This is a genomic window from Salinivibrio proteolyticus (genome assembly GCF_027286365.1).
Taxonomy (GTDB): domain Bacteria; phylum Pseudomonadota; class Gammaproteobacteria; order Enterobacterales; family Vibrionaceae; genus Salinivibrio; species Salinivibrio proteolyticus.
In genome coordinates this window covers 473,010-495,190 of the sequence record NZ_CP114584.1, presented here as the reverse complement: position 1 = coordinate 495,190, position 22,181 = coordinate 473,010, and the positions used below count along the sequence as shown (strand labels likewise).

The following is a 22,181-nucleotide window of genomic DNA, read 5'->3' as shown; positions in this document are numbered from 1 at the left end:
TAGGTTTTGCTGTGCGTGATGCACAGCCAAGGAGAACGAATGAATAAATTATCCCCCGTTAATCGCTATTCTTTATGGCACTACGCCGCATTAGTCCTGATGCTGATCGTCCTGACCGTGCAGGCGTTACCAAGCTTTTTTGGCGACCACCCAGTGGTGAGCGTGTCGCATCACTCGCATCAGGGACTGCAAAACTGGCTGAAAACCCATCCAGATGCCGTGAGTGAAGTGCGTTATGACTCGCAAGGGACGGTTAGCTTAATCACGCCCGATATTAGCCAGCAACAGAACGTACAACAGCAATTAAAAGGCACTCTAGGGCCCGACGCGGAAATCACCCTCGATTATTTATCCGCAGCACCCACATGGCTGTCGCGCCTCGGCGCCGAGCCGGTAAAACTAGGGCTCGATCTGCGTGGCGGCGTACAGTTGTTACTTTGGGTTGATACCGACCAAGCACTCGCCCATCAAGCCGAGGCGTTAGTGCAAGGACTCAACCTTTGGTTAGACAGTCAGCACTTACCCGCTAACGCCACAGTCAACACCAAAGATAACACCACGGTGCAATTGCCGATGCTCAGTGCCAGCGATCGCAGCAAAGCCAGCGCTTGGTTTACCGAGCATTATCCGCAATGGCGATTCAATAGCGCCGCAAATGGCTGGCAGATGACCGATACCGAGCAAGACGCGATGTGTCATCAAGCTGTACGTCAGAATATCGATATTCTTCGCAAACGTATCGACGCCTTAGGCGTGGCTGAGGCGAGTGTGCAACGTCAGGGTAAAGACTATATCCGTATCGAACTGCCCGGGGTGCATGATCCCAAACAAGCCAAAAATGTCATTGGCGCGACAGCCTCACTCGCATTCTATGCCCTCGATGCCACAAGCCCGAAACGCCTGTATGACGCACAGCACAATGTGGTGCCGTTAGCACGTCACGCCATTTTGGGTGGGGAACACATTATTGATGCGCGTACTAGCGTTGATGAAATGCGTCGTCCACAGGTTGATATTCGCTTGGATGGCCCCGGTGGTGAGACCATGTTGGCCTTTACCCGACGTCACTTGGGCGATCCCATGGCTACTGTGTACCGTGAGTATCAAGCCAATGAGCAAGGTGAGCTGGTTGCCAATGAACGGGTGATCAACGTTGCGACAATTCAAAGTGCGCTTAGCGATCGATTCCGGATCACAGGCCTGTCGAGCCCAGAAGAAGCCCGTAACCTCTCGATGTTGCTGCGCGCTGGCGCCCTCACCGCGCCGATTAAAATCGTTGAAGAACGCGCGATTGGTCCGACCTTGGGCGCCGATAATATCAAGGCCGGATTTTCTGCACTGGCCGTTGGCATGATAGGTATGGCTATCTTTATGATGCTTTGGTATCGCCGCTTCGGATGGGTTGCGATTGTCTCGCTGGTTGCCAACTTGATGATGCAAGTCGGCCTACTCGCGCTGCTGCCCGGCGCAGTGCTGACCCTACCCGGCATCGCTGGTTTAGTGTTAACCGTGGGGATGGCGGTCGATACCAATGTACTTATCTTTGAGCGTATTCGCGATCGCTTACGTGCCGGCGCAAGCCTAGCCAATGCGATTGATACGGGTTATCGAGCAGCCTTTAGCACCATCTTTGACGCCAATATCACCACCTTAATTTCCGCGGTCTGTTTGTATGCGGTCGGCTCAGGCCCATTACAAGGATTTGCCACCACACTGATCCTGGGATTATGCGCCAGCATGATAAGTGGCATTGTCGGCACGCGAGCCATCATCAACCCGATTTGGGGACGCGACCGCCGCCGCGCCGTGACCATTTAAGGAGCCTGTTTATGAAACTGACACAAGTCCGCTATACCAGCTTCGCCCTATCGGGGTTACTCACCGTCCTCAGCCTCTGGGCGATCGCTTATTATGGCCTAAACTTGGGCATCGATTTTACCGGCGGCATCGTGATTGATTTCGCCTTACCCAGCCTAGCGGGCAGTGATACGCTGCTCGCCGCCCTGCACAGTCAGTTCGGCGAACTGGCGACACTCACGCCAAGTACCACTCAAGGCCAGTGGCAGCTTATTTTACCTCATGCGCCCCAATGGCAAGATCCGCAACAGGTCATCGCCCACATCAGCAGCGCAATCGCCATGCCTGTCACCTTGGTTCAAGCGAACGTCGTCGGCCCTCAAGTGGGTCAGGTGCTATTTGAGCAAGGGGGGTTGGCACTGCTGGTTGCCTCGTTGGCCATCATGCTTTATTTGGCAATTCGCTTTGAGTGGCGTCTTGCTCTAGCGGCGATAGGGGCGCTAGTGCACGATGTGACTCTCACCTTAGGCCTATTGGCGATACTTGCGGTGCCGATGGATCTCAATGTCATTGCTGGCCTTCTCGCCGTTATCGGTTACTCGCTCAATGACTCGATTGTGATCGGCGATCGGCTGCGAGATGTGCTCAGAGCCAAACCGAATCAATGTGTATATGTCAGCACCAATATTGCGGTCTGTGAGACTTTTTCGCGCACCATGATCACCGCCGGCACGACGCTATTTACCATCGGATGTTTGTTGGTATTAGGTGGCGATGCCTTGTACGGCTTTGCGCTGACACTTTTTGTAGGCGTGCTCACTGGCACCTGGTCATCGGTCGCGGTGGCATCTTGTCTACAAGAAATGCTGGGATTGTCTCCCGCGCATTATCAGCGCGCGCCGGCTCCCGAGCGAGAAGGTGCCTATTAACTTGCTATGAACATAAAAAAACCGAGCGTCTGCTCGGTTTTTTTATGTTCATAGCCTGACAGCCAAAAAGGCTCAGCGCTCAGAGAATGCCGTCACGATTAATCGAGCGGCACCACTTTACCGATAAATGGCAAGTGGCGGTATTTCTGCGCGTAATCAATCCCTACGCCAACCACAAACTCGTCTGGGATAGTAAAGCCAAGCCAATCGACTTTCACATCCACTTCACGACGTTCTGGTTTATCAAGTAGGGTACAAATACGCACGGAATTGGGCTCACGTAGCGATAGAATTTCACACACTTTGCTAAGCGTATTACCCGTATCAATGATGTCTTCGACCAAAAGAATGTCTTTTCCTTTGATATCATCATCTAAATCTTTGAGGATGCGCACGTCACGTGTGCTTTCCATGCTATTGCCATAACTTGATGCGGTCATAAAATCGACCGAGTGTGGCAAGTCAATGGCACGACATAAGTCAGCCATAAAGACGAACGAGCCTCGTAGCAATCCAACCAATACTAGGTCTTTTGAGTCTTTATAATGCTCGTTGATCTCGGCGCCCAGGGCTTTTACTCGCGCCTGTACGTCCTGTTCTGAAATCATCACTTCAACGGTGTGTTTCATATCTGCCCCGATGGTTTGTCCCCACGTTTGCGGGGGTCAATAACAAAGGTGGCATAGTCTAGCACTAAATCGATTGCGGATCCCAATTCCACCGATTGACCTTGATGCGTACCCTTACACTAGTTAACTATCACACTGATTGATAAGAAAAAATAATCCCTGCCTGTGTTTTTATTAATAGATGACTTTTTTTGCAGACAAAATTACCGATTTACGGCCCAGATCGGCCTTCCAGCCGTTGTCACGCCACGGAGAGCTGGTATAAACTCAATTCGCTAATTAAGAAAATTATTAGCACAAACAATAATTAATTTGTACAAACTAAATATAAGTTGGCAGGTTTTAGGATGGCTCAATCAAATGAAAGAACAAGGACGCGACTGTCACCAGAGAGACGCAAAGAGCAGTTGTTAACTTGTGGTTTGGATGTGTTTGCAAAACGGGGAATCGGTCGTGCCGGTCACGCTGATATTGCTGATATGGCGAATGTCTCTGTGGCAACCGTCTTCAATTACTTCCCGACCCGTGAAGATCTGGTCGAGGAAATTTTGGCCCAAACAGAAAAGCATTTCATTGCGTTAATCAATGATTGCACCCGCGATAGTCAATCGATGCGTGCATCACTTAACTGCATTACCTCGCAGATTATCGATACCGCATTGGAAGACAAAGCATGGATGAAAGTCTGGTTTGAATGGAGTACATCGATTCGCGAAGACATTTGGCCACGCTTTGTAAAAGGCAGCCGCGATGCCGTCGAGCAATTTGTGCACGTGTTTGAGCGAGGCATGGCGCAAGGTGAACTCACTCACCGTCACCAACCTCGCGAGTTGGCAAGCATGCTTGCAGGGGTTTGCTATGTGTTGTTTTTACAAGCGCACCAGCAACCCGATAAAGCGGCATTAAGCGAAATGGCACAAAAGTACATCGATGTACTGTGTCAGCAAGGCGCTTAAATTGTGCGCTGATGACGAAAAGCCAACCTCGCGGTTGGCTTTTTCGTTTAAGCATCAATAAAGCTGGGCCCATCGTTAAATAACACCGGCTCATGAGGGCGAATGGTTAGACTTACCGTATCCCCCACCGATAATGGTTCACGGGCATGCACCGACAATTTTTGGCCGTGAATATCAATGGTGTAACGGCTGCTATCCCCCATAAATTGCTGCGACAATACCTGCCCCTCGCCTTGCGCATCCGCACGGATACTCAAAAATTGTGGGCGAAGCAACCACCAATGTGGACCGGGATGACAATGCACTGGCCGTGGCCAAGGTCCCAGCGGCGTCTGCATTTGTTCTTGCGCCGACACAGTCACAGGTACATAAGAGCCTTGCCCTAAGAAATCAGCCACAAATCGGCTTTTCGGCTGGTAATACACCTCAGTCGTATCCCCGAATTGCTCGATAATCCCTTGATTCATCACCGCCAATTTATCCGCAAAGGCAAAGGCTTCCTCCCGGCTATGCGTGACCAAAATCGCCGTCACCCCCTGTGATTTAAAGATCCGGCGGATCTCTTCAATCAAGTCATGGCGCACTTGGGTATCAATATTGGAAAACGGCTCGTCCAACAGCAACAGATCAGGCTCATAAGCCAGCGCACGCGCAATCGCAACCCGTTGTTGTTGACCACCGGATAACTGGTGCGGATAGCGCTCCCCCAGCCCTTCAAGGCGCACGAGCTTGAGCATATCAACCACTTTTTCATGGCGCGCAGACGCGGCCAGAGACGTAAGACCAAAGCCGATATTCTCGGCAACGGTCAAGTGCGGAAACAACGCATAGTCTTGAAAAATCATACCAATATTGCGCTGCTCAGGCGGCACCGAATGCTGGCCATCTCCCATGATGTTACACCCAATCGACAGCGTGCCCGCGCTAAGAGGGATTAACCCAGCCATGGCTTTCAACAAGGTGGTCTTGCCGCAGCCGCTGGCGCCTAGCAAACACACAATCTCACCCGGTGCGACTTGCAAAGACAAATCTTTGAGTACTGGTGTGCCGTTATAACTGCAGGTCAGGTTTTCTATCGACAGGGCGCACTTCATTGGTATTTCTGCTCCAACGAACGGTTAATCAAAATAAGCGGTATCAGCCCCACCGCCACCAGCAAAATGGCAGGTAAGGCCGCATATTCGAGGTGCTCATCCGAGGTAAAGTTGTACACGTAGGTAGCAAGGGTTTCGAAGTTAAACGGACGCAGTAAAATCGCCGCATTCAACTCTTTCATCGACTCGATAAAGACCAGCAGCATCGCAATTAAAGTCCCCCGACGGATTAAGGGGAGATGAACACGACGAATCACGCCGCTGGTCGTGCATCCCATAGTACGCGCCGCCATGTCGAGTGAAGGCGGTATTTTTGCCATGCTAGACTCAATACTGCCGATCGCGACCGCACTGAAACGCACCACAAAGGCAGTGAGCAAGGCAAACATGGTGCCAGAAAGCACCAAACCGGGGCGTCCCCAGTCATACGCCTTGGCGATGTCATTGATCAGGTGATCGCCTCGAGTTAATACCAGCATCACCCCAATCGCTAATACCGTGCCCGGCACCGCATACCCCATAGAGGCGAGACGCATGGGCGCGACACTCAAACCATGACCGCGTAAGCGGCGATACACATTGACGGTCCATGCAATGCCGACCGCAACCACAGCCGCAAGGCTGGAGGTATAAAAGCTGTTGTAGCTAAAGGTGAGAAAATCGTCGATGGCATTTTGCGCATAGTAGTGCCACGCATAAATGATCAGTTGAAGCAGCGGCAATATAAACGCCAGCGATAGCAAGCCCCAACACCAGACAACCACGCCCACTTTCTTCCAACCGGACAGGGGGGTTTTCTCTATCGCATCACTGCTTGATGACGGCGTAAATTGCGCTTGCTTACGTCGTCCATAACGCTCGGCACTGATCAATACAAAAATAGCCACCAGCATAATGGCAGAAATTTTAGCCGCTGCCGTTAAGCTTGAGTAACCCAACCAAGTATCGTATACCGCAGTGGTTAATGTACTCACGGCAAAATAATTAACCGTACCAAAATCTCCCAGCGCTTCCATTGCCACCAGCGATGCCCCGACGGCAATGGCGGGACGGGCCAAAGGCAGGGAGATACGGCGAAAACTTTGCAGTGGCGAGCATCCCAGTAGACGCGCAGAATGGGTCAAGGTGACACTTTGCTCCATAAACGCGGCGCGAGTCAGCAGGTAGATATACGGGTACAGCACCAATGCCAGCACAAAACACGCCCCCGGTAAGGTACGCATATCTGGAAACCAGTAATCATTGACACTTTGCCATTCAAACCAATGGCGCAGCAGGCGCTGTAACGGCCCTGCATAATCAAACCAATCGGTGTAGATATAACCGATGATATAACCGGGCATGGCTAATGGCAGTACCATCGCCCATTGCAAATGCCGGCTTCCCGGCACTTGATACATGGCAAGCATCCAAGCCGTCGGCACACCCAAGGCGATCGCAATAACCACGACCCCCACCACCAGTAAGCTGGTATTGAGCGTATACGTCGGCAGAACCGTCTCAAACAGATGGGAGAAAATATCATCTGTATCACCGATTGCGGTGTAGAAGATTGCCAAGATCGGCAAAACCAGCAGCAGAGCAAGGCCCCAACTGCTGGTTTTAATAACGGGTAATCTGTCTTGCATAGCCTACAACATTCAGGCGTCAGAGAAAGACAACCGGGGTGTTATACACCCCGTGTAGAGGCTTACAGATCGAACTGGACTTCATCCAGTAGCTTCACTGATTTGCTGTAGTTATCAGCAATAGCCTCTAGTGGCATGGGATCGTGCTTATACTCGCCCCACGATGCCACTAGCTCAGACTTTTCTACGCCAGGTTTCACTGGCTCTTCAAAGTTCACTTCAGCATACATGTGCTGCGCTTTGTCTGACGTTAGGAATTCCATGAGTTTAAGAGCGTTTTCTTTATTCGGCGCATACTTCGCCATCGCCATGCCGCTCACATTCACCTGGGTGCCGTGCGCATTTTGGCCAGGATAGTTAATGTATACCGCTTCCGCCCACGCTTTTTGTTCTTCGTCGTTCAGCATCTTACCAAGGTAGTAGCTGTTCCCCAAAGAAACGTCACACAAGCCTTCTTTAATCGCTTTGACTTGTGCACGATCATTCCCTTGAGGTTTACGCGCCAAGTTCGCTTTCACCCCTTTCAGCCATTCTTTAGCGGTAGCTTCACCGTGATTTTCGATGATGGCAGACACCAAAGACACATTGTAAGGGTGTTTGCCTGAACGGGTGCAAATCTTGCCTTTCCATTCAGGTTTTGCCAAGTCGAGATAATCAAAATCATCACCCAGTTTACCGACCCGCTCACGCGATGAGTAAACGGCGCGAGCACGAGTGGTCAGCGCAACCCACTTATCCTCACTGTCACGGAACTGCTCAGGAACGTTTTGATCGATCACATCGCTTTGCACTGGCTGAACCACATCGTGATTAACCAAGTCTTTGAGGCGAGAAATATCGACGGTCAGCAATACATCTGCAGGACTGTATTCGCCTTCCTGCTTCACCTTCTCCGCCATACCTTGTTTAGCAAACTTCACGTTGACTTTGATGCCCGTCTCTTCAGTAAACGCATCGAACATAGGCTCAATCAAAAAAGGTTGACGATACGAGTAGACGTTCACTTCTTCAGCGGCAAAGGCGGCGCTCGTTCCTAATAAGCTAGCCGTAACAGCAGAGGCGATTAGCAGTTTTTTCATCGTAACAGTCCTTAAATTAGACGATAAATGATAACGTTTCTCAGTTTCGTTAGTATACAGCTAATGATTTTGGGCTCAATATTCTGCCACGCAAAAAAAAACGAAACCCAACATCAAAAATGTAAGGTTTCGTTTCAGAGTTTAACTAAGTGCCGTACGAGTGACTATTTCACGCTAACGAATTCGGGATATGCATCAATACCGCAGTCATGCAAATCCATGCCTGACATCTCTTCTTCTTCGGTAACACGAATGCCCATGGTTTTCTTCAGTACCAACCACACCACAAAGCTCGCACCAAAGACCCAAGCGAAGATCACGGCCGCCCCCAGCAATTGTGCACCAAAGCTTGCGCCTGCGTTGCTCAGCGGCACGACCATCAAGCCAAAGAAACCACACACACCGTGCACCGAAATCGCACCCACTGGATCGTCGATTTTAATTTTATCGAGGCCGACGATGCTAAACACTACGATGGCGCCCGATACCGCACCGATAATAAGCGCAGCGACTGGCGTGGGGGATAAGGGATCAGCGGTAATGGCGACCAAACCGGCCAATGCACCGTTTAAGATCATGGTCAAATCGGCTTTGCCCCACAGTGTTTTACACACCAGTAAGGCAGCAATCGCACCGGCTGCCGCCGCCGCATTCGTGTTCAAGAAAATTTGTCCTACCGCCGTGGCGTTTTCAAAGTCTGACACCATCAGCTGCGAACCGCCGTTAAAGCCGAACCAACCGAACCATAGGATAAAGGTACCCAAAGTCGCTAGAGGTAGGTTCGAGCCAGGAATCGGATTCACTTGACCATTCTTGCCGTATTTACCTTTACGTGCCCCCAGCAAGATCACGCCCGCTAATGCAGCTGACGCGCCCGCCATATGCACGATGCCTGAGCCGGCGAAATCGCTAAAGCCTGCTTCGGATAGGAAACCACCACCCCATGTCCAGTAGCCTTCTACCGGATAGATGACTGCGGTGAGTACCACAGAAAACAGCAAGAACACCCATAGCTTCATACGCTCTGCCACGGCCCCTGAGACTACCGACATGGCGGTAGCAACAAACACCACTTGGAAAAAGAAGTCCGACTCAAGAGAGTGATCCGCGTCGGCCGCTTGCGTTCCAATCAGCGAACCAAACGAGGGCATAAAGCCACCCGCACTATTGTCGACATACATGATGTTGTAGCCCACCAACAGATACATGGTACAGGCGATCGCGTATAAGCAAATGTTTTTGGTGAGGATCTCGGTGGTGTTTTTCGAGCGAACTAGCCCTGCCTCTAACATGGCAAACCCAGCCGCCATCCACATCACCAACGCACCGGATAAAAGGAAAAAGAAGGTGTCTAGTGCGTAACGTAACTCAGTAACCGTATTGACCAATTCCATTGTGATTACTCCCTGTGATTAAATTGCTTCCAGATCCATTTCGCCAGTGCGGATCCGCACGGCTTGCTGGAGGTCAAAGACAAAAATCTTACCGTCGCCGATTTTGCCGGTTTGTGCCGCCTTAGAAATCGCTTCCACCACGGCATCAACACTATCGCTCTGGACGGCGATTTCGAGTTTTACCTTCGGCAAAAAATCGACTTGATATTCGGCACCGCGATACAGTTCGGTGTGCCCTTTTTGGCGGCCAAACCCTTTCACTTCTGACACTGTCATGCCGTCAATGCCGACGTCGGATAGTGCTTCACGGACGTCATCAAGCTTAAAAGGCTTAATAATGGCGCTAATCAGTTTCATATCCTTCTCCTGAGTCCTTATGTTTGCATCAGTCAATAAGCATCAAGAGACATGCCAACTATTAACTAGATAAAAATCAGGATATTACAGAAACTAACTGGGGGAAGGCGCACATTTGCACTTTTTTAGTGCAAACTATTCACCATCTCGACGCATAGATTCATCACGAGGAGGACGATGCACCAAAGCGAGCCACGTGCAGATGTCTTATAGGAAGGAGGCGAGTGTCAGCGTCTGTCACTCGCCGGCAGATTATCGCGTACGGCGTCCGTAGCGAGCAATAAAATCACGATACGCTTCGAGCATGGCCAGAAAGTCTTCATAACCACAAGCAGCGCTGCTTTCTTGATCGTAAAACTGTAGGTCTTGTGCGCTCAACGTATCCGTCGCCTCGTCAGAGGGCGTTTGCAACATCGCATTGGCCATCACCACCACTTCTTCAGGATTGGCCGTCAGCGTGAAGGTGTGTCCTCGCCATTGCTGCTCTTGGCGCAATTGGGTAAAGGTGGCTAACCACGCATCCACCTCACTCAGGTCGGTACCCAACTCATCAAGCAACCAACGCCCCATGGCCTCATGCCCCATTGAGAACACAATGCGATAGCTGTCATCAAAACTATTGCGGGAAAATTCGTAATCCACGTCCACCTCCAAAATGAGAGGCTATTGTCCGAGTTTTTCTATCAATTGCCAACTCGAGACTGTTCTCAAACTGTCACCTTCGCCATACTTAAATACGATACCCAAACAACTTGGCGTTGCAGGTAGGCTGTGAGTGAATCCCCATGAGCATAGATAGATTATGTGATTGGGATGAACGAACGTAGCCAACACCGCTGCAGCTTCAAGTAGGAAGGGTATATCAGCCTCATCAACGTGGTCGCGTCTGGAAAGGAGTAGCCGATGCATATAGTGATAGCCCCTGATTCGTTCAAAGAAAGCCTTTCAGCTGGCGAGGCGGCGCAAGCCATCCATGACGGCATGGCGCGTATACTACCCAAGGCACATTTTACCTTACTCCCCATGGCCGATGGCGGCGAAGGGACGGCGCAAAGTTTTGCCCAGCAATTAGGCGGCGACTTTCACACTTGCCAAGTGACTGGTCCCGATTTTTCATCGATCACCGCCAGCTATGTTATCGTCCCTTCGCAGCGACTCGCGATCATCGATGTGGCCAGCGCCTCTGGCTTGCCCCTGCTCGCTCACCATCAACGCAACCCACTACACACTACCAGCCTAGGGACTGGAGAGCTGATTCGTGCCGCCCTCGCACATGATGTCGATGAAATCATTATCGGCTTAGGCGGCAGCGCCACCACAGATGCGGGCGCAGGTATCTTGGTGGCCTTGGGGGCAAAGTTGCTCGATAGCCAGGATGCGCCCATTTCGCCAACCGGTGATGGCTTAGGTAGGCTCGCACACCTTGATCTGAGCCAGCTCGACCCTCGACTTAAACGCGTCCGATTAACGGCTGCATGTGATGTGGATAATCCGTTATGTGGTCCGCAAGGTGCGGCAACCGTATTTGCGCCCCAAAAAGGCGCGTCACCGGAGCAGGTTCGTCAACTGGAGCAACACCTGCATCGTTTTGCCAGCCTCTGTCGCTATCAGCTCGGCAAATCGATTGCACAATTTGCGGGCGCCGGCGCGGCCGGTGGAATTGGTGCCACCTTGGGTGGCTTGCTGGACGCGCAATTGGTCCCCGGTGTGGCGCTCTTGCTAGAACGCAGCCAAGCCACCCCTTACATAGCAAAAGCCAATTGGTTGGTGACAGGCGAAGGAAAAGTCGATGCTCAAACGCTGCATGGTAAGGTGCCCGCCGCCTTGGCACAGGTCGCGAAGCAATTTGATGTTCCTGTGGTAGTACTAGCAGGCCGCGTTGGCGACGATTGTGAAGCCTTATACGAACGCGGGGTTACCACTATCTTGCCGATTCAATCAGGTCCCTGTGATTTACAACATGCTTTTGAACACACTGCGGAGAATCTGCGCCGCACTGCAGAGAATGTCGCCCGCCTGATTGCCGCGCAAAGTGAACAATAAGCCATTCAGACCGACAGCATCACCAGGATAAAAAAACGCCCTCCGAAGAGGGCGTTGGATAAAGCCAGCTAGACCGCGGCTTTGATAATGACGTTATCCGCTTTTTGCGTGTATTCGTCCATACGGTGGAAGTTCAGATAGCGATAGGTATCTGCTGCTGTCGCATTAATGTGCTCTGCGTATTCGAGGTATTCCTCTTTGGTGGGAATGCGTCCTAGGATCGCACCTACCGCCGAAAGCTCCGCTGAGGCAAGATACACATTGGCGCCGGTTCCCAAACGGTTCGGGAAGTTACGGGTCGAGGTCGACAATACGGTCGATTTCTCTGCCACACGTGCTTGGTTCCCCATACACAATGAACACCCTGGCGTTTCAATCCGCACCCCAGCACGGCCATAAATACCGTAATAGCCTTCTGCTGTTAGCTGATCTCTATCCATCTTCGTCGGTGGTGCCACCCACATACGGGTCGATAAACTGCCACCGAATTTATCCAGCAGTTTACCGGCCGCCCGGAAGTGACCGATGTTGGTCATACAGCTACCGATAAAGACTTCATCGACGCTATCGCCAGCAACATCCGACAAGGTGCGAGCATCATCTGGGTCGTTCGGCGCACACAGAATAGGCTCTTTGATGTCTGCCAGATCGATTTCAAGCACATGCGCGTACTCGGCATCTTTATCGGCTTCCATCAAACTTGGATTAGCCAGCCATTGCTCCATCGCTTGGATACGACGCTCGATAGTACGACGGTCGCCATAGCCTTCGGCGATCATCCACTTCAACATCACAATGTTAGACTCAAGGTACTCTGCCACCGAGTCTTGTGACAGCTTGACCGTACAGCCAGCCGCTGAACGCTCTGCGGATGCATCCGACAGCTCAAAGGCTTGCTCAACGGTCAGGTGCTCCACCCCTTCAATTTCCAAGACACGGCCTGAGAATTCGTTGATTTTGCCGGATTTCTCAACCGTCAGGAGACCTTGCTTAATACCAAAATATGGAATGGCATGTACCAAGTCACGTAAGGTGACCCCAGGCTGCATTTCGCCTTTAAAGCGCACCAGAACTGACTCTGGCATATCCAGTGGCATCACGCCGGTCGCGGCCGCAAAGGCCACCAGACCTGAACCGGCAGGGAACGAAATACCCAGCGGGAAACGCGTGTGTGAATCACCGCCAGTCCCCACGGTATCGGGCAGCAGCATTCGGTTTAGCCATGAGTGGATAACACCATCACCCGGACGCAATGACACACCACCACGGTTCATAATGAAGTCCGGCAGTGTGTGGTGAGTTTCGACATCCACAGGCTTTGGATAAGCGGATGTGTGGCAGAATGACTGCATAGTGAGATCGGCGGTGAAGCCAAGACACGCTAAATCTTTTAACTCATCACGCGTCATCGGACCCGTGGTATCTTGTGAACCCACGGTGGTCATTTTTGGCTCGCAATAGGTACCGGGGCGGACACCCTCGACACCACAGGCTTTACCGACCATTTTCTGTGCCAACGTAAACCCTTTGGTAGAGTCCGCAACAGGACGCGGACGACGGAATACGTCCGAAGGCTCAAGGCCTAAACTCTCACGCGCTTTATCGGTCAGACCACGACCGATGATGAGAGGGATACGCCCCCCGGCACGCACTTCATCGTATAAGATATCGGTTTTCAGTTGGAAGGTAGACAGAACCTCATCGGTGCCATGCTTGCATACCTTGCCGTCGGCCGGATACAAGTCAATCACATCGCCCATATTGAGCTTGCTAACATCCAGCTCAATCGGCAAGGCACCCGCATCTTCCATGGTATTGAAGAAAATCGGCGCGATTTTTCCGCCTAAACAAAAACCACCAAAGCGCTTGTTCGGCACATTAGGAATGTCTTTGCCCATAAACCACAGCACAGAGTTGGTCGCTGATTTACGTGACGAACCCGTACCGACCACATCACCCACGTAAACCAGTGGATGACCTTTTTCTTCCAGCGCTTTCATTTGCGAAATCGGACCAATCTCACCGGGCTTATCCGGCTGAATGCCCTCGCGCTCGTTCTTTAACATGGCCAGTGCGTGGAGAGGAATATCAGGGCGCGACCAAGCATCGGGTGCTGGCGATAAGTCATCGGTGTTGGTTTCACCCGATACTTTGAACACCGTCAGCGTCACTTTTTCAGGGATTTGCGGCTTGTTTAAGAACCACTCGGCGTTAGCCCAAGATTCCATCACTTGCTTGGCGTAGGTATTCCCTGCTTTCATTTTATCTTCAACGTCATAAAACGCGTCGAACATCAGCAGAGTATGAGACAAGGCCTTTGCCGCAATCGGTGCCAACGTGGCATCATCAAGCAGCGCAATCAGCGGTTCGATGTTATAACCGCCTTGCATGGTCCCTAACAGCTCAGTCGCGCGTTCACGACTAATGAGCGGAGAGCTTGCTTCTCCCTTCGCAAGCGCGGCAAGAAAGCCGGCTTTTACATAAGCCGCTTCGTCCACGCCGGGTGGAATACGATTTTCAAGTAGGTAGACCAGTGTTTCTTCTTCGCCAGCGGGCGGGTTTTTCAACAGTTCTATCAGACTGGCGGTTTGCTCAGCGTTCAGCGGTTTAGGCACAATGCCCTGAGCGGCACGTTCTTCGACGTGTTTACGGTAGGCTTCAAGCACGACTATTTCCTCTTTTCTCGGTCAGATCGTGTGATCCAACATCCTTGGAAAGTGTTAGTACTCGTATCACGCTTATCCGGCGAAGTTTATTAAAATTTTCCAGCAAGACGAGGGTTCGAGCACGTAACCGCTGCGTGAGGATAGCATTTTTAACTTAAAATTAAAATCTACCCCTTTTATGAAACATACGACTTAGGTCTTAGTGACGCAGCGCGCTAATCCCTATTCTTCTCACACTACTCACAGCATGTGTCGCGGTTGTGACTGATTCTACACCGCTTTTTTCCATGACGCAGTAATCAGTCTGTTATCAAGTTCACAGCTTCACATCCGCGGTAGAGAGGTATTATTCCCCTTTGCTGTTGAAACTGCGCACTAGGTGTTATTTTTATCAATAAAACCGACATGTTCCGTTAAGTTTGTGGGGTTCTCGCCGATACGTCGTTAACCATTCACACACTTCTGCTAACTTAGACATTAGTACCATAAAAATATCCCAGTCTTTGTCACCCTATTGCGTGGCAGACTCTGTATTCATTGACTTGTAGAGAGAAGGGCATGAAGCTAAACCAACTCACTATTAAACAAAAACTCATCTTGGCCTTTGTGTCAGCCGTTATCGCCTCCACGGCGATTATCAGCTACATGAGCTTGAGCCAAGCTCGAGATATTATGGAAAAGCGGCTGTTGGAGAACGAGCTGCCAACCACCCTCACCCAATTTCGCGATACGATTGATAGTGAAGTAAACCAGCTACAATCCGCCGCACGCCAGTTAGCCTCAAACCCGGTGACACTCGATATTCTCAACCAAGGGATCACCCCGAGCGAAGAAGCCCGCGTGGTCAAGCAGCTTAACGTGTTACGTGACCAATACGATCTCAATGATGCCTCTATCGCTAACCGAGAGACCGGCCAGTATTGGAATCAAAACGGATTTTTACGGGTGTTAACGCGTGAAAAAGACAGTTGGTTTTATAACTTTCTCGACAGTGGCAATGCCACCATGGCGCAGGTATTCCAAGAGGATAATGGCGAGCTCAAACTGTTCGTTAACTTTCAACAACTTAACGGCAAAGGCTTGGCTGGGTTTTCGCGTTCACTCGAAGACATGACCCGCTTTTTGAATCAATTCAAAATCGAGCAGTCGGGCTTTGTTTTCTTAGTCAATGCCGATGGCATGGTCCAATTGCACCGTGACACCGATCTCATGGGCGAAAAAACATTGAGTGATGTGTATGGATCACAGGCACGGAGCTTGCTCCAAAAAGGTGACTTTAACCTCCTCGATACACACATTAATGGCAAGGAAGTCCTGCTCGCCTCAAGTTATGTTCCCTCCATGGACTGGTATGTCATCGCAGACGTCCCAGCAGACGAAGTCTATGCCCCGCTGAATCAAACGCGCAACCAAATTTTAATGGTCTCTGTCGTCGTCGGGCTCTTGTTCGTTGTCGTCGCCATCTGGCTTGCCGCGACCATTACCAAGCCTATCCAATATGTCGCCAATGTATTCCGTGAAATAGGTGAAGGCGAAGGCGATCTGCGCCAACGTGTGGACATCAACAGCCAAGATGAAATTGGCCAACTCGCATCTGGTTTCAATAGCTTTGTGGAAAAAATCCACCGCTTAGTCTCAGATGTAGCCGCCACGGGTGGTGAGCTAAGAAGCGCCGCCGAACAGGTCTCAGCACAAGCCAGCGCCACCCAATCGCAAAGTGAACATCAGCGAGATCGTACCGTTCAGGTGGTGACCGCGATTAACGAGATGGGCGCCACCGTCAATGAGATTGCTGGGAATGCGGCCAATGCCGCCAGCGCTGCGAATCAAGCCTCTGATGGTGCAGCCAGTGGCCAACAAGTCGTTACCCAAGCGCGAGATACCATTGCACGCCTAGCCGATGACATGGAGAACATGTCCAAGGTCGTCAGTGCATTAGCAGAGAATACTGACTCGATTGGCGGCATTTTGGATGTGATCCGCGGTATCTCCGAGCAAACGAATTTACTGGCACTCAATGCGGCGATTGAAGCGGCACGAGCGGGCGAACAAGGGCGCGGATTTGCGGTTGTTGCCGACGAGGTGCGCAGCTTGGCAAGTCGCACATCTGACTCTACCGATGAAATCCAAACCATGATCGATCGCCTCCAACAAGAAGCGAGCAATGCCGTGCAAGCCATGGAGCAAAGCCGAGCGATGACGGCCGAAGGGGTCAATGCTTCCGACGAGGCGTCACAAGCACTCAATTTGATCAACGAGCAAATTGTCCAGATCTCGGATATGAACACCCAAGTGGCAACGGCTACCGAGGAGCAGTCCACCGTGGTGAATGACATTAATAAAAATATTGAAGAGATTAATCACAGCTCGCAGCAAACCGCTGATACCGCCAACACCATGGCAGAAGCCAGTGAGTCACTACGTGATCTTTCTAAACGTCTTGATACCTTGGTTGGGAGCTTTAAGCTTTAAGCTTTAAACGCTATCTTCTGACGCACGAAGCGGGCTTTGGCCCGCTTTTTTATTCTTAAGCGGTACCTAACAGATATAAAAAAGCCCCGCATGGCCTGTCTCTTGATCACATCTCAGAGGTCAAGAGACTGGGCTAGTAGGTAACCTTCAAGGATGGTTTGTAACATAAACCATCCTTCCCATAACCTTTCCCAGCCAACTCGGCCATTACGTTTTGAGTCATGCCAACCGGCTAACTTCCCGAGATTAATGTACGCCCAATACAGACTGGGAGCATGCTTTGGCGGCTTACTCTTTTCCTGTTTAGACCACAGAAGCTTCCAAGCCAGCGGGCTTAATATCGTTTCACAACTCTGTTTTTCGGCCTCTTCTTTATTGAGTCCGAGGTAACGCAGTTGGTGCAACCGCACCGCGATGAAAGCCAGTATCACGACCATTCGCTCTAAGTTTTCTTTACTTTGCATCCGCAGGCCTTCGACTTGAGTTCCGCCGCTCTTCCATGCTTTGTGAAACTCCTCAATCAACCAGCGCTTTTCGTAGTAATCCAATATGCGTGCAGCATCTTCTTTCGTCCGGACGGGCTCTGATGTCAGAATATGCCAGTTCAGGCCTTTCTCATGGCCAACTTCCTGACAACCCACGTAATATAACGGCACAGGCTCACCTGTTTTATTGGCAGGGATCTTCACCGTCACCGGTGCGTAACGCACTTCGCAGCTGGCTTTACGAGCCTTGCGACCGCCTTTCTGCCTAACCTGAACCGTCCTAGTGCCAGCATGCGCCAAGGAGTCGCTGTACTGGTAAAGTCTCTCCTCACTTTCCTTGATGCAGCGACTTTGCATTGAACGCACAATAAAGCGTTGCTGATGCGAGATCTTGTAGGTCAGGTATTCGATAACATCAGCCTCCCGGTCACAGACCGAGATAACCTTCTGAATTCCGTTCCCGAGACGAGTTTCCATGGCTCGAGAAGCGCGTTCCCATTTATAGCTTTCTTTTTCTATGTAAGGCCTGCTCGCATGGCGCTGATTCTGCCCGTAGGCCTGGAGATCTCTGGTCCAGCGTTCTTGCTCAATCAGACCAACGACATGTTGCTCTTCAGGCGCAAACAGCAAGACAGAATGGGCATGCATCCCTCGGGAGCGCTTATTGGATGTGGTATGCCCCATTTCTCCCCGAACGGTCTGATGGGAAAACTCGAGCGAAGTTGTATCTTCAAGGGCGAGTAAGCAATCATAGTGCTTTGTATGTTCAACTGTTGCGGCAAAACCCGCTTCAGCAATGGCTTGTGGATCAATGGCTTGATTCCGAGTAAAACGATAGGCCGCTTCAATATCGGCGGGAGATTTTAAAGACTGCACGAGGGACTGTCCTAAGTGGTTGGCCAGAGAGGAGGCAAGTTTAACCAGACGCTTGGTTCGGCGGCTATCACCTAATTCGGTATGGTAGAAGGTATCCTTGGCCCATTGCTCAGCATCTGTTGAAAACATAGTCACTTACCTCAACTTATGATTTTTTGTTGAGATCAGTCAGGCAGATAAAGGTTCAAAAAAAATCCCTCGATTCTCATCGAGGGATTTGTGTAGGAAAGCCAGCGCATGGCGGGGCTTAATCAGAAAACGATAAACGCGCGGTTTATTTCTTTTTCTTTGCTTTTGGATTTGGCAGGTCAGTGATTGAGCCTTCAAACACTTCTGCGGCAAGACCAACAGACTCATGCAAGGTTGGGTGAGCGTGTACTGTCAATGCGACATCTTCGGCATCACAACCCATCTCGATAGCAAGGCCAATCTCGCCTAACAGTTCACCACCGTTAGTACCAACAACCGCACCACCGATCACGCGATGAGTGTCTTTATCGAAGATCATCTTAGTCATACCATCGGCACAATCAGACGCGATCGCACGACCAGACGCTGCCCATGGGAAGGTAGCCACTTCGTAGTTAATGCCCTCTTCCTTACACTCTTTCTCGGTCTTACCGACCCATGCCACTTCTGGCTCAGTGTAAGCGATTGATGGGATCACTTTAGGATCGAAGTAGTGCTTCTTACCAGCAATGACTTCTGCGGCAACGTGACCTTCATGCACACCTTTATGCGCAAGCATTGGCTGACCAACGATATCGCCAATCGCATAGATATGTGGCACGTTAGTACGCATTTGCTTATCAACACGGATAAAGCCACGGTCATCAACTTCAACGCCCGCTTGGCCAGCGTCAAGTAGCTTACCGTTTGGTGTACGGCCGATAGCAACCAGAACGGCATCATAGCGTACAGGCTCTGCTGGCGCTTTTTTGCCTTCCATGGTGACGTAGATACCGTCTTCTTTGGCTTCTACCGCGGTCACCTTGGTTTCTAGCATCAGGTTAAATTTCTTGCTGATACGCTTGGTGAAGACCTTCACCACATCTTTATCCGCAGCAGGGATCACTTGATCAAACATTTCAACAACGTCGATTTGTGAACCTAGCGAGTGATAAACCGTACCCATTTCTAGACCGATGATACCACCGCCCATTACCAGCAGTTTCTCTGGTACTTCTTTGAGCTCAAGCGCGTCCGTTGAGTCCCAGATACGTGGGTCTTCATGCGGGATAAATGGCAGTTCGATTGGACGAGAGCCCGCCGCAATAATGGCATTATCAAAATTGATAGTGGTGGTTTCATCACCTTCAACCACTAGGGTGTTCGCGCCAGTGAAACGGCCTTTACCGTTAACAACAGTCACTTTACGCTGCTTGGCCATGCCACCCAGACCACCGGTCAGTTGACCGATAACCTTATCTTTCCAAGTGCGAATTTTATCGATATCGGTTTGTGGCTCGCCGAAAACCACACCGTGATCCGCCATTGCTTTGGCTTCTTCGATCACTTTGGCAACGTGAAGTAGGGCTTTAGAAGGGATACAACCAACGTTTAGACATACACCACCTAGGGTGTTGTAACGTTCAACCAATACTGTTTCCAAACCTAGATCGGCACAGCGGAAGGCGGCGGAGTATCCAGCAGGACCAGCGCCAAGGACGACGACTTGCGCTTTGATTTCTTTACTCATTCTGACCTCGTTGTAGTCTTATTCCCTGACAGGCTAAGAGCGGTAATTTTTTATTGTTGTGGGAGTTTGGAAGCCACAGTTTACAGCCATGTTAATGGGCTGAAAAATAAAAACCCATAGCCTGTGAGCTGCACAACAATTCCCAACCGGCCCGTAACGGGCCGGAGGGTGTTGTCGGTGACGCGATTACAGTACCAAACGGCGGATGTCTGACAACAAGCCGTTGAGGTAAGTAATAAAGCGCGCGCCTTCGGCACCGTCAATCACACGGTGATCGTAAGACAGAGACAATGGCAGCATTAGGCGAGGTTCAAAGTCCTTACCGTTCCATACTGGTTTCATTTCTGACTTAGACACACCCAAGATAGACACTTCTGGTGCATTGACGATTGGCGTAAATGCCGTACCGCCTAGGCCACCTAGGCTCGAGATGGTAAAGCAACCACCCTGCATATCAGAGGCAGTGAGTTTGCCTGCACGAGCTTTCTTAGAAACCGCCATCAGCTCTTCAGATAACTCGTAGATGCCTTTTTTGTTCACGTCTTTGAACACAGGCACAACCAGACCGTTTGGCGTGTCAACCGCGATACCGATGTTGACATACTTCTTCAGGATCAGGCTTTCACCGTCTTCAGATAGCGATGAGTTGAAAGAAGGGAAAGCTTCTAGCGCTTTCGCAGCCGCTTTCATGATGAACACCAATGGGGTGATCTTCATGCCAGAGTCTTTCTTCTTCTCGATCGCGTTTTGTTCTTTACGGAACGCTTCCACTTCAGTGATATCAGCGTTGTCCCACTGCGTCACGTGCGGGATCATTACCCAGTTACGTGCTAGGTTCGCACCAGAGATTTTCTTAATGCGAGACAGTGGTTTGACTTCGGTTTCACCGAATTTGCTGAAGTCCACTTTTGGCCAAGGGAGCAGACCCAGTGCGCTACCGTCGCCTGAACCCGATGCTGCACCCGATTCAAGGCGTTTCAGCGCTTCTTTTACAAAGCTCTGAACGTCTTCTTTCAGTACGCGTCCTTTACGGCCGCTACCTTTTACCTTCGCAAGGTTCACGCCAAATTCACGGGCCAGACGACGAACAACAGGAGACGCATGCGCGTATTCTTTGTTCTCTACAAACTCGTCTTTGCCAGCGTCAGCTTTAGCCGCTGGGGCGTCAGCTTTGGCTGCAGGCGCAGGTGCCGCCTTCTCAGCAGCAGGTGCCGCTGCAGGTGCAGGCGCTGCTGGTGCGCTACCAGCAACTTCGAAGACCATGATCAACGAGCCCGTCGAGACTTTATCGCCCGCGGCCACTTTGATTTCTTTCACTGTACCCGCAAACGGTGCAGGGACTTCCATTGACGCTTTGTCGCCTTCAACGGTGATCAGTGACTGCTCTTCTTCAATGGTATCGCCAACCGCAACCATGATCTCGGTAACTTCAACTTCATCGCCACCGATATCAGGAACGTGAACGTCTTTAGCTTGTGCTGCTGCAGGCGCTGCTGGTGCCTCGGCAGCTGCAGGCGCTTGCGCTGGCGCGCTGCCACCCACTTCGAACATCATGATCAGTGAGCCAGTTGACACCTTGTCACCCGCCGCGATCTTGATTTCTTTAACGGTACCCGCAAACGGTGCTGGCACTTCCATTGAGGCTTTATCGCCTTCAACAGTGATCAGTGACTGCTCTTCTTCAATGGTATCGCCAACCGCAACCATGATCTCGGTAACTTCGACTTCGTCACCACCGATATCAGGCACGTGTACTTCTTTGATTTCTGACGCAGCCGCTGGTGCAGCAGGGGCGGCTGGCGCCGCCTCTTGAGCTGGTGCGCTTTGCGCTGGCGCATCGGCTTCGAAGATCATAATCAAAGAGCCCGTGGTCACTTTGTCACCTTCAGCAATTTTGATTTCCTTGACCACGCCCGCTTGTGATGCAGGCACTTCCATGGATGCTTTATCACCTTCAACGGTGATTAACGACTGTTCTTCTTCGACCTTGTCGCCAACGCTAACAAGGATCTCAGTCACTTCTACTTCATCAGCACCGATGTCAGGTACATTAATCTCGATTGACATTATTTCAGCC

At 51.0% G+C, this 22,181-nt stretch carries 16 protein-coding genes; 5 read left to right on the top strand and 11 right to left on the bottom strand.

Features of this window, described 5'->3' with window-relative positions; all coding sequences use genetic code 11:
- Positions 1-39: 39 nt before the first annotated feature.
- Positions 40-1,818 (top strand): protein translocase subunit SecD, encoded by a 1,779-nt coding sequence (secD, locus tag N7E60_RS02445; RefSeq protein WP_269598032.1) that lies wholly within the window; start codon positions 40-42, stop codon positions 1,816-1,818.
- Between the two features lie 11 nt (positions 1,819-1,829).
- Complete coding sequence (gene secF / locus N7E60_RS02440) at positions 1,830-2,726, top strand: protein translocase subunit SecF (protein ID WP_269598030.1); 897 nt, start codon at positions 1,830-1,832, stop codon at positions 2,724-2,726.
- A gap of 98 nt (positions 2,727-2,824) precedes the next feature.
- On the opposite strand, the gene hpt is transcribed toward secF, so the two are convergent.
- Positions 2,825-3,355: a hypoxanthine phosphoribosyltransferase gene (gene hpt, locus N7E60_RS02435; RefSeq protein WP_069586425.1), complete on the bottom strand. Its 531-nt coding sequence runs from the start codon at positions 3,353-3,355 to the stop codon at positions 2,825-2,827.
- Positions 3,356-3,702: 347 nt separating this feature from the next.
- On the opposite strand from hpt, the gene N7E60_RS02430 reads away from it, so the two are divergent.
- Positions 3,703-4,311 carry a TetR/AcrR family transcriptional regulator gene (locus N7E60_RS02430; protein ID WP_269598029.1) on the top strand — a complete coding sequence of 203 codons (609 nt, stop codon included), beginning with the start codon at positions 3,703-3,705 and terminating at the stop codon, positions 4,309-4,311.
- Positions 4,312-4,358: 47 nt separating this feature from the next.
- Here the strand turns inward: N7E60_RS02430 and N7E60_RS02425 are convergent, their stop codons facing one another.
- The 6 genes from N7E60_RS02425 to N7E60_RS02400 form a co-directional block, all read right to left on the bottom strand.
- Positions 4,359-5,405, bottom strand: a complete 1,047-nt coding sequence (locus N7E60_RS02425) for an ABC transporter ATP-binding protein (RefSeq protein ID WP_269598028.1) — start codon at positions 5,403-5,405, stop codon at positions 4,359-4,361.
- Positions 5,402-7,033 (bottom strand): ABC transporter permease, encoded by a 1,632-nt coding sequence (locus N7E60_RS02420; RefSeq protein WP_069586422.1) that lies wholly within the window; start codon positions 7,031-7,033, stop codon positions 5,402-5,404. Before N7E60_RS02420 ends, N7E60_RS02425 begins: the two co-directional genes overlap by 4 nt.
- Before the next feature lie 62 nt (positions 7,034-7,095).
- A complete protein-coding gene (locus N7E60_RS02415) occupies positions 7,096-8,112 on the bottom strand; it encodes a Fe(3+) ABC transporter substrate-binding protein (protein ID WP_077455341.1) in 1,017 nt (338 codons plus the stop codon).
- A gap of 164 nt (positions 8,113-8,276) precedes the next feature.
- Positions 8,277-9,506, bottom strand: a complete 1,230-nt coding sequence (locus tag N7E60_RS02410) for an ammonium transporter (RefSeq protein ID WP_269598026.1) — start codon at positions 9,504-9,506, stop codon at positions 8,277-8,279.
- An 18-nt stretch (positions 9,507-9,524) separates the two neighbouring features.
- Positions 9,525-9,863 (bottom strand): P-II family nitrogen regulator, encoded by a 339-nt coding sequence (gene glnK, locus N7E60_RS02405; RefSeq protein ID WP_069586419.1) that lies wholly within the window; start codon positions 9,861-9,863, stop codon positions 9,525-9,527.
- 252 nt (positions 9,864-10,115) lie between these two features.
- Complete coding sequence (locus N7E60_RS02400; RefSeq protein WP_269598025.1) at positions 10,116-10,505, bottom strand: YacL family protein; 390 nt, start codon at positions 10,503-10,505, stop codon at positions 10,116-10,118.
- 261 nt (positions 10,506-10,766) lie between these two features.
- On the opposite strand from N7E60_RS02400, the gene N7E60_RS02395 reads away from it, so the two are divergent.
- A complete protein-coding gene (locus N7E60_RS02395) occupies positions 10,767-11,906 on the top strand; it encodes a glycerate kinase (RefSeq protein ID WP_269598024.1) in 1,140 nt (379 codons plus the stop codon).
- Between the two features lie 68 nt (positions 11,907-11,974).
- Here the strand turns inward: N7E60_RS02395 and acnB are convergent, their stop codons facing one another.
- Positions 11,975-14,572 carry a bifunctional aconitate hydratase 2/2-methylisocitrate dehydratase gene (acnB, locus tag N7E60_RS02390; RefSeq protein WP_069586622.1) on the bottom strand — a complete coding sequence of 866 codons (2,598 nt, stop codon included), beginning with the start codon at positions 14,570-14,572 and terminating at the stop codon, positions 11,975-11,977.
- 558 nt (positions 14,573-15,130) lie between these two features.
- Here acnB and N7E60_RS02385 point away from each other — a divergent pair.
- Positions 15,131-17,044 (top strand): methyl-accepting chemotaxis protein, encoded by a 1,914-nt coding sequence (locus N7E60_RS02385; RefSeq protein WP_269598022.1) that lies wholly within the window; start codon positions 15,131-15,133, stop codon positions 17,042-17,044.
- A gap of 113 nt (positions 17,045-17,157) precedes the next feature.
- Here the strand turns inward: N7E60_RS02385 and N7E60_RS02380 are convergent, their stop codons facing one another.
- From N7E60_RS02380 to aceF, 3 genes are all read right to left on the bottom strand, one after another.
- Entirely contained in the window at positions 17,158-18,534 is a 1,377-nt protein-coding gene (locus tag N7E60_RS02380; protein WP_269597251.1) for an IS4 family transposase, read from the bottom strand.
- Between the two features lie 145 nt (positions 18,535-18,679).
- Positions 18,680-20,104, bottom strand: coding sequence for a dihydrolipoyl dehydrogenase (lpdA, locus tag N7E60_RS02375; protein ID WP_069586620.1), 1,425 nt, complete (start codon positions 20,102-20,104; stop codon positions 18,680-18,682).
- Positions 20,105-20,290: 186 nt separating this feature from the next.
- Positions 20,291-22,171, bottom strand: a complete 1,881-nt coding sequence (aceF, locus tag N7E60_RS02370; RefSeq protein ID WP_269598021.1) for a pyruvate dehydrogenase complex dihydrolipoyllysine-residue acetyltransferase — start codon at positions 22,169-22,171, stop codon at positions 20,291-20,293.
- Positions 22,172-22,181: the final 10 nt, after the last annotated feature.